We start from the raw sequence: 6,969 nt of genomic DNA, 5'->3' as shown, positions 1-6,969 counted from the left end.
GGCTCGGCGGCGGTTTCTTTGCGGGCGTAGGCCGCTTGCAGGTCGGCCATGATGCGCGGGTCGCGCTGGGCGATGGCCCACAGGCGGGCGTCGGCGCGGCGCTGCGCGCGTGCGCGGGCCCATTCGTCGAGCAGTTCGGTCAGGCGCTGCGCGAAGCGCCGCACGGTGCCGCCCAGCAGCACGATGGCGGCAAAGCCGAGTGCCCACAGGCCCGCCCAGGCGAGCAACAAATGGCCGTCAGACCAGGTTTCGATGATCTGATCGGCGACGACCAGCATGGCGGACACGATGGCCGCGAGCAGCAGCGCAGCCAGCGCCCGAGCGGTCGTGCGGCTTGCGGGCAGCGGTTCGCGACTTTCGGGCAGGTCAGCGGTCGAGCGCAGGGTCAGCGCGGTGTCGGGAGAGGGACTCATGATCTTGATCCTTGAAAAGCCCGGTAGGGCTGGAGGCGAAGATTAGGGTTTCCACGGGTGTTTTTCTACTTTATATTGATGATGTTGAACATTCAGCATCGTGATGATGTAATGGCGTGATGAGCCCTGCCGACAGCACCGTCAACTTCCGCACTTTCGACTTGAACCTGCTGCGGGTCTTTGACGAAGTCATGGCCGAGCGCAGCCTCACGCGCGCCGCGCGCAACCTGGCGTTGACGCAGCCGGCGGTCAGCAATGCCTTGCGGCGGCTGCGCGATGCCTTGGGGGACGACCTCGTACGGCGCAGCGGGGCGGGGGTCGAGCCCACGCCGCGCGCGCTCGCCCTCTGGCCCGGCGTGCGTGAGGCGCTGCAGAGCCTGGAGCAGACGCTCGCCCCGAGCCGCTTCGACCCGGCGGCGGCGCGGGACCAATTCGTGCTGGCCATGGCCGACGCGACCGCTGCAACGCTCGCGCCCGAACTGGAGCGGCTCGCCTCGGTCGAGGCGCCGGGCGTGACCCTGCGCATCGTGCCCTTGACCACCCGCGATCCGCGGCGCTGGCTTGAGGAAGGTCAGGTCGATCTGGCGGTGGGCTATTTCCCCGCGGTACTGGCCGACCTGACGGCGCGCACCCAGGCGGCCGAGGCGGTGGCATACGCGCACCAGCGGCTCTATACCGGCAGCTATGTCTGCGTCATGCGCCGCGGGCATCCGCTGGCGAAAGGGCCGCTCACCTTGTCGCGCTATTGCGCGGCGCGCCATTTGCTCGTGAGCTTTTCGGGCCGACCCTGGGGCTTCATCGACGAGGCGCTGGCCGCGCTGGGGCGCAGTCGGCGGGTGGTGCTGACCGTGAACCAGTTCTTCACCGCTGGCCGGGTCGTGGTTCAGTCGGACCTACTCACCGTACTGCCGCGGCATTTCGTGCCCCAAACCGGCATGGCCGATGAACTCGTGATGCGCCCTCTGCCCTTCGAGGTGCCGCCGGTCCATGTCGAAGCGCTCTGGGCGCGTCGCAGGGACCGCGATGCGGCGCACCAATGGCTGCGCAGCAGCGTGCTGCGCGCGGCCGAGGCCGTACAAGAGTTCAAAAATGAGAGCGATTGAGCGCCATTTCCTGCCGGCAAGCGCCCACTTTTTTAAAAATGATCCGGATTTGGGTTGAAGCGGGCCCGCCATCCACCCAGCCCCGATGAAGATCCAGCTGCTCTCCGACCTTCACCTCGAGGCCGACCCGGGCTTTCAGCCGCAGCCCTCTCCCGGCGCCGACGTGCTGGTCCTGGCCGGCGACATCGGCTCGTACCAGCGCGCAGCGGGCGCGGTCAAGTGGAACCGGTGCCCAAAGGTGAGCGCCCGATGCTCGCCCAAATCGGTAGACTCCGTGTCAGCTCAACCCCATGTGGAGACGCGCGATGAAGATCCTGCTGGCCGTCGATGGCAGTCCGTTTACCAAGAAGATGCTGGCCTACCTGGTCACGCACGATGAAATCTTCAACGCCAGTGCGCAGTACACCGTGCTGACGGTGCAGCCGCCACTGCCGCCGCGGGCGCGGGCAGCGGTCGGCAAGGACGTGGTCAACGCCTATTACGCCGAGGGGGCGGAAAAGGTGCTCGCGCCGGTGCGCAAATTCCTCGAGCGCCACGGCGTGACGGCTCAGGCGACCTGGAAGGTTGGCCCGGCGGGCGAAACCATCGCCAAGTTCGCCGAAGACGGCCAGTTCGACCTCATCGTCATGGGCTCACACGGCCACGGCGCGCTGGCGAGCCTGGTGCTCGGGTCGGTGGCCACCCAGGTTCTCGCGCACTGCAAAGTGCCCGTGCTGCTGGTGCGCTGAGCTCGTCGCGCGCACCGCTCAGCGCGCTTCGAGCCCTTCGAAGCAGGTGCTCATCACCAGTTCGACGATCTGCGCGTCGCTGAACTGGCCCGAGGCTTTGAGGAACTCCAGCACCGGGTCGCAGGCGCGCGCATAGAGCGTGTAGAGCACGGCCAGCGGCGGCAGCGCGGGGTTGATGCTGCCTTCGCTCTGGGCCGCTTCGATCCAGCGGCCCAGGCGGTCGCTGATCTCAATGAGGCCGTTCATGTAGTCGGCGCTGTTCATCAGCGTTGCGCGCAGGCTGGAGTTTTGGCTCGGCAGCGAGGGCATCTCACCGGCGAGCTGCAGTTCCATGGTCCAGCGCGCCACCGCTTTGATCTGCTCGAGCGGCCGGCCATCTGCGGGCAAAGACGCCAAGAAAGCCTGGGCGCGGCGCATCACACGCACCATCGCGGCGCAGGCCAGATCCTCCTTGCTGGGGAAGTGCTTGTAGAGGCTGGCCTTGGCGATGCCGACCTCGGCGGCGACTTCGTCCACCGTCATGGCGTCGAAGCCTTTTTCGGCCAACAGCCGGTTCACGGCGGCGATGATGGCGTCCTCGCGCGCCTGCAGCATCTGTGCCTTGAACGAGGGTTTGGTGCGCACGGGCGCAAGAGCGGTTTCGGTCATGATGACCTCATTCTAGAACCGCGCGTATAACCTTTGTTTGATCCGGCCAAAACGCGACCCATCAGTCACCCGCTGGGGCCAGCACTCGAGAAGCGGCGTCGACGATGGCCTTCGTGAGCGCGTCCAGCACCTCGGAGGCAAGGTTCCAGCAATGCCAATACAGCTGCACCGGCAGGCTCCGGCCCGGCAGCAGATCCACCAGTTCCCCCGCGGCGAGCGCCTCACGCACCAGCAGTTCCGGCACCACGCTCGCGCCCCAGCCCGAGCGCACCGCGCGCACCTGGCCTTGCGAGCTGGGCACGAAGCTGCGTCCCACGGCCACGCGTGAGAGACCGAAGGCCTGCTGCACGAATTCGGCCGGGATGTCGTCCTTGCGGTTGAAGGCGACGAAGGGCAGGCGGCTGAAGTTGTGCGGCGTGAGCCCTTGTGGGGCGTGGGTGCGCGCGTAGTCGCGCGACGCCACGGCCACGTAATGCATGGCCCCGAGCGGCACGAGCTTGCAGCCGCGCAAGGGCTGCGCGAGCGTCGTGACGCACCCGAGCACCTGGCCCGAGCGCAGCCACTCATGGGTGAAGTCCTGGTCGTCGGTGATGATCTCCAGCGCCAGGCCCTCGCGCACGAGCGGCCCCAGGGGATCGAGCGCCCAGGTCGCGATGCTGTCGGCGTTGATGGCGATGGCCACGCGCTCGTGCTCGCGGGCGCCGGCGCGGTTGCCGGGCGCGAGTTCGCGCAGGTCGCGCTCCAGATCGGCGCGCAGCAGTCGCATCTGCTGCGCATGTTTGAGCAGCAATCGCCCCGCCGGCGTCGGCTTGAGCGGCCGGCTGCGCACGATCAGCACCGTGCCCACCTGGGCTTCGAGCGCGCGCAGTCGCTGCGACACCGCGGATTGGGTGATGTGCAACCGCTGCGCCGCGCGGTCGAAGCCGCCTTCCTCCACGATGGCGGCGAGGCATTCGAGCGCGTCGGTGTCCATGCGTCGATCATCCTAAATCCGGCAGTTGACCGCTTTTCGCTGAATGCAAGGTGTTGGCGTCTCAACTATTTTCGGTGCGCAGGCCGTTCACCGTTTGGGTGAGCGCTGCGCACCCGTTCGAGCCGCCCTCGGGCGCGGGGGCGGCGTTGCAAATCCTCGCCATGGCACCCGCCATGTCTGCGGTTTGCGCCTTGCCCACGCGCCCGATGACGACCCGCCCAGGCGCGCCCAACTGCCGGATTTAGGATTATCAGCCAATCTAATCCGCCTGCAGATACTTGAATCCCGCTTTTCAAAGGCGAGGTCGAGGCCGACACTGTGGCCCATCGCATTTCGCTTTTCTTGGGAGCAGAGTCATGAAGGTCCTCATCCTCGGCGCGGGCATCATTGGCGTGAGTACCGCCTGGCATTTGCTCGAGCGCGGGCACGAGGTCATCGTCGTCGACCGCCAGCCCGACGCGGCGCTGGAGACGAGCTTTGCCAACGCTGGCCAGATCTCGGTCAGCTACTGCGAGCCCTGGGCCAACCGCGAGGCGCCGCTCAAGGCGCTCCGATGGATGTTCAGCAAGGAGGCGCCACTGCTGTTCCGCCCCACGCTGGACCCCGCGCAATGGGCCTGGGGCCTGCGCTTCCTCGCCGAATGCAACGACGCGGCCTTCGAGCGCAATGTGCGCCAGCTCGTCGCGCTCGGCGCTTACAGCCACGCGGCGCTCAAAGATCTGGTGCGCCGCACCGGCATCGAATACCACCGGCTCGAACGTGGCATCGCGCACTACTACACCGATGCCCGCGCCTTCGAAGCCGCGGCACGCGCCGCGGAGCTGATGCAGCGCTACGGCGTCGCGCGCCGGGTGGTGGGCCGCGAGGAACTGCTCGCCATCGAGCCCGCGCTGGCGTACAGCCAGGAACCGATCGTCGGCGGCACGTACACGCCCAGCGACGAATCCGGCGACGCGCGGCTGTTCACCCAGGCGCTGGCGCGCCGCTGCGCCGAGCGTGGCGCGCAGTTCCTGTGGCAGCACGCGGTCGAGCGCCTCGAGACCGAGGGCGGCGCGCTGGCCCGCGTGCATCTGCGCGACACGCTCGGCGGCGGGCGCCGCACGCTGCAGGCCGACGCCACGGTGGTGGCTTGCGGCAGCTTCAGCGCCCCGCTGCTGCGCCAGGTGGGCGTGCGCCTGCCGATCTACCCGGGCAAGGGCTACAGCGCCACCTTCCGCTTGAAGCGGCCCGAGGCGGCACCCACCGTGAGCCTGCTCGACGACAGCGTCAAGTGCGCGATGAGCCGGCTCGGCGATACGCTGCGCATCGCCGGCACCATCGAGGTCGGTGGCTGGGATGCTTCGATCGACAGTCCCTTGTCGCAGGCGCGCTGCGCGATGCTTGCGCGCCGGGTCGAGCAGATCTTCCCCGGCGTCTGCGACCTCTCGGAACCGAACTACTGGGCCGGCCTGCGCCCGGCCACCCCGACCAACATTCCGTTCATCGGCCGCACGCGCGTGGAGCGGTTGTGGGTCAACGCCGGCCACGGCACGCTGGGCTGGACGCACGGCGCAGGCTCGGGCAAGGCCCTGGCCGAACTGATCAGCGGCGAGCGGCCGGCGCTGGATTTTGGCTTTCTGGGCGAGGCGGCTTCCACCGCTGCCGCAGTCACCCCGCGGCCCTTGACCTCCTGAGCAGTCGTCGACCGGCCTGCGCCGCTCACTTGCCGATGCAAAAGCGGCTGAAGATGACCCCCAGCAAGTCGTCGGCGCCGAAGGCGCCGGTGATTTCGTTGAGTGCGTTTTGGGCCAAGCGCAGCTCCTCGGCCAGCAGTTCGAGGCTGGGCATGGGGGCTTGCAGCAGGGCACGGGCGTGGTCGAGCTGGGCTTGGACCTGCCGCAGGGCTTGCACGTGGCGCTCGCGCGCGAGGTAGAGGCCCTCCTGGCCGCTTTGCCAGCCCGCGACTTGGAGCAACCGCTCGCGCAGGCGCTGCAGCCCCTCGCCGGTGCGCGCGGAGAGCACGAGCGCATCGCGCGCGTCGGCGGGGCCCGGCAGCGCGTGGGTGTCGGGCCAGGCGTCGCGCTTGTTCCAGACATCGATCACAGGCACGTTTGGACCGAGTTTTTGGCTCAGCGCCCGCGTGATCCGGTCTTCTTCCGCTGCATATTCAGGAGCGCCGAGGCGCGTGAGGTCGTGCAGGAACAGCACCGCGTCGGCGTTTTCGATGTGGCTCCATGCGCGCTCGATGCCGATGCGTTCGACCTCGTCCTCGCTGTCTCGCAAGCCAGCGGTGTCGAGGACATGGAGCGGTACGCCTTCGATCTGGATCGTCTGCTGCACCACGTCGCGGGTCGTCCCGGCCACGGGCGTCACGATGGCGAGCTCGGCCCCGGCCAGCGCGTTGAGCAGGGAGCTTTTGCCGGCATTGGGCTGTCCGGCAATGACGACCTTGATGCCTTCGCGCAGCAGAGCGCCCTGGCGCGCGCTGCGCAGCACCGCGTCGACACCGGCCTGCAGCGCTTCGAGCTGCCCGGCGGCATCGGCTTGTTCGAGGAAGTCGACCTCCTCTTCCGGAAAGTCGAGCGTGGCCTCGACCAGCATGCGCAGTTGCACCAGCGCTTCGCGCAAGCGCTCGATCTCGGCCGAAAACACGCCGGCGAGCGAGCGCGCCGCCGAACGCGCAGCCGCCTCGGTGCTGGCGTCGATCAGGTCTGCGACCGCCTCCGCCTGCGCGAGGTCGAGCTTGTCATTGAGAAACGCGCGTTGGGTGAATTCGCCCGGCCGCGCGAGCCGCAGCCGAGGCAAGCGCGGCGCGCCCGTGGCGGGGTCGATCTCGGCGGCGGCTTCGAGGCAACGCGCCAACAGCAACTGCAGCACCACCGGCCCCCCATGTGCTTGCAGTTCGAGCACGTCTTCGCCGGTGTAGGAGTGCGGCGCTGCGAAGTACAGCGCGAGCCCCTGGTCGATGATGCCGCCCGCGGCGTCGCGAAACGCGGTGTAGGTTGCCACGCGCGGCTCGAGGGGGCGGCCGCAGAGCCGTTCGGCCAGGCCAGCCAGCGCCGGGCCCGAAACCCGAACGATGCCGACCGCGCCGCGTCCCGGGGCGGTGGCGATCGCCACGATCG

The 6,969-nt window shown here is 68.5% G+C and carries 6 protein-coding genes and 2 pseudogenes; 4 read left to right on the top strand and 4 right to left on the bottom strand.

Annotation, left to right across the window (positions count from 1 at the left end; genetic code table 11):
- Nucleotides 1–413: pseudogene (locus tag JHC36_RS09805) on the bottom strand (hypothetical protein); the annotation flags it as partial.
- 119 nt (nt 414–532) lie between these two features.
- On the opposite strand from JHC36_RS09805, the gene JHC36_RS09800 reads away from it, so the two are divergent.
- From JHC36_RS09800 to JHC36_RS09790, 3 genes and pseudogenes are all read left to right on the top strand, one after another.
- On the top strand, nt 533–1,516 hold the full coding sequence (locus JHC36_RS09800; RefSeq protein ID WP_124222946.1) for a LysR family transcriptional regulator: 984 nt from the start codon (nt 533–535) through the stop codon (nt 1,514–1,516).
- Between the two features lie 85 nt (nt 1,517–1,601).
- Nucleotides 1,602–1,718, top strand: a pseudogene (locus tag JHC36_RS09795) (metallophosphoesterase); the annotation flags it as partial.
- A gap of 103 nt (nt 1,719–1,821) precedes the next feature.
- Nucleotides 1,822–2,244 carry a universal stress protein gene (locus JHC36_RS09790; RefSeq protein ID WP_287918608.1) on the top strand — a complete coding sequence of 141 codons (423 nt, stop codon included), beginning with the start codon at nt 1,822–1,824 and terminating at the stop codon, nt 2,242–2,244.
- Nucleotides 2,245–2,262: 18 nt separating this feature from the next.
- Here the strand turns inward: JHC36_RS09790 and JHC36_RS09785 are convergent, their stop codons facing one another.
- Entirely contained in the window at nt 2,263–2,892 is a 630-nt protein-coding gene (locus tag JHC36_RS09785) for a TetR/AcrR family transcriptional regulator (RefSeq protein ID WP_287918606.1), read from the bottom strand.
- A gap of 61 nt (nt 2,893–2,953) precedes the next feature.
- The gene (locus tag JHC36_RS09780; RefSeq protein WP_124222938.1) at nt 2,954–3,865 is read right to left on the bottom strand and encodes a LysR family transcriptional regulator ArgP; all 912 of its coding nucleotides are present in this window, start codon (nt 3,863–3,865) and stop codon (nt 2,954–2,956) included.
- 356 nt (nt 3,866–4,221) lie between these two features.
- Between JHC36_RS09780 and JHC36_RS09775 the strand changes: the two genes are divergently transcribed.
- Entirely contained in the window at nt 4,222–5,538 is a 1,317-nt protein-coding gene (locus JHC36_RS09775) for a D-amino acid dehydrogenase (RefSeq protein WP_287918604.1), read from the top strand.
- A gap of 25 nt (nt 5,539–5,563) precedes the next feature.
- Here JHC36_RS09775 and mnmE read toward each other — a convergent pair whose 3' ends face one another.
- Nucleotides 5,564–6,964 carry a tRNA uridine-5-carboxymethylaminomethyl(34) synthesis GTPase MnmE gene (gene mnmE / locus JHC36_RS09770; RefSeq protein ID WP_287918602.1) on the bottom strand — a complete coding sequence of 467 codons (1,401 nt, stop codon included), beginning with the start codon at nt 6,962–6,964 and terminating at the stop codon, nt 5,564–5,566.
- Nucleotides 6,965–6,969: the final 5 nt, after the last annotated feature.

This window comes from Tibeticola sp., from assembly GCF_022759015.1.
Classification (GTDB): Bacteria; Pseudomonadota; Gammaproteobacteria; order Burkholderiales; family Burkholderiaceae_C; genus Tibeticola; species Tibeticola sediminis.
This window is presented reverse-complemented; position numbering and strand designations above follow the sequence as displayed.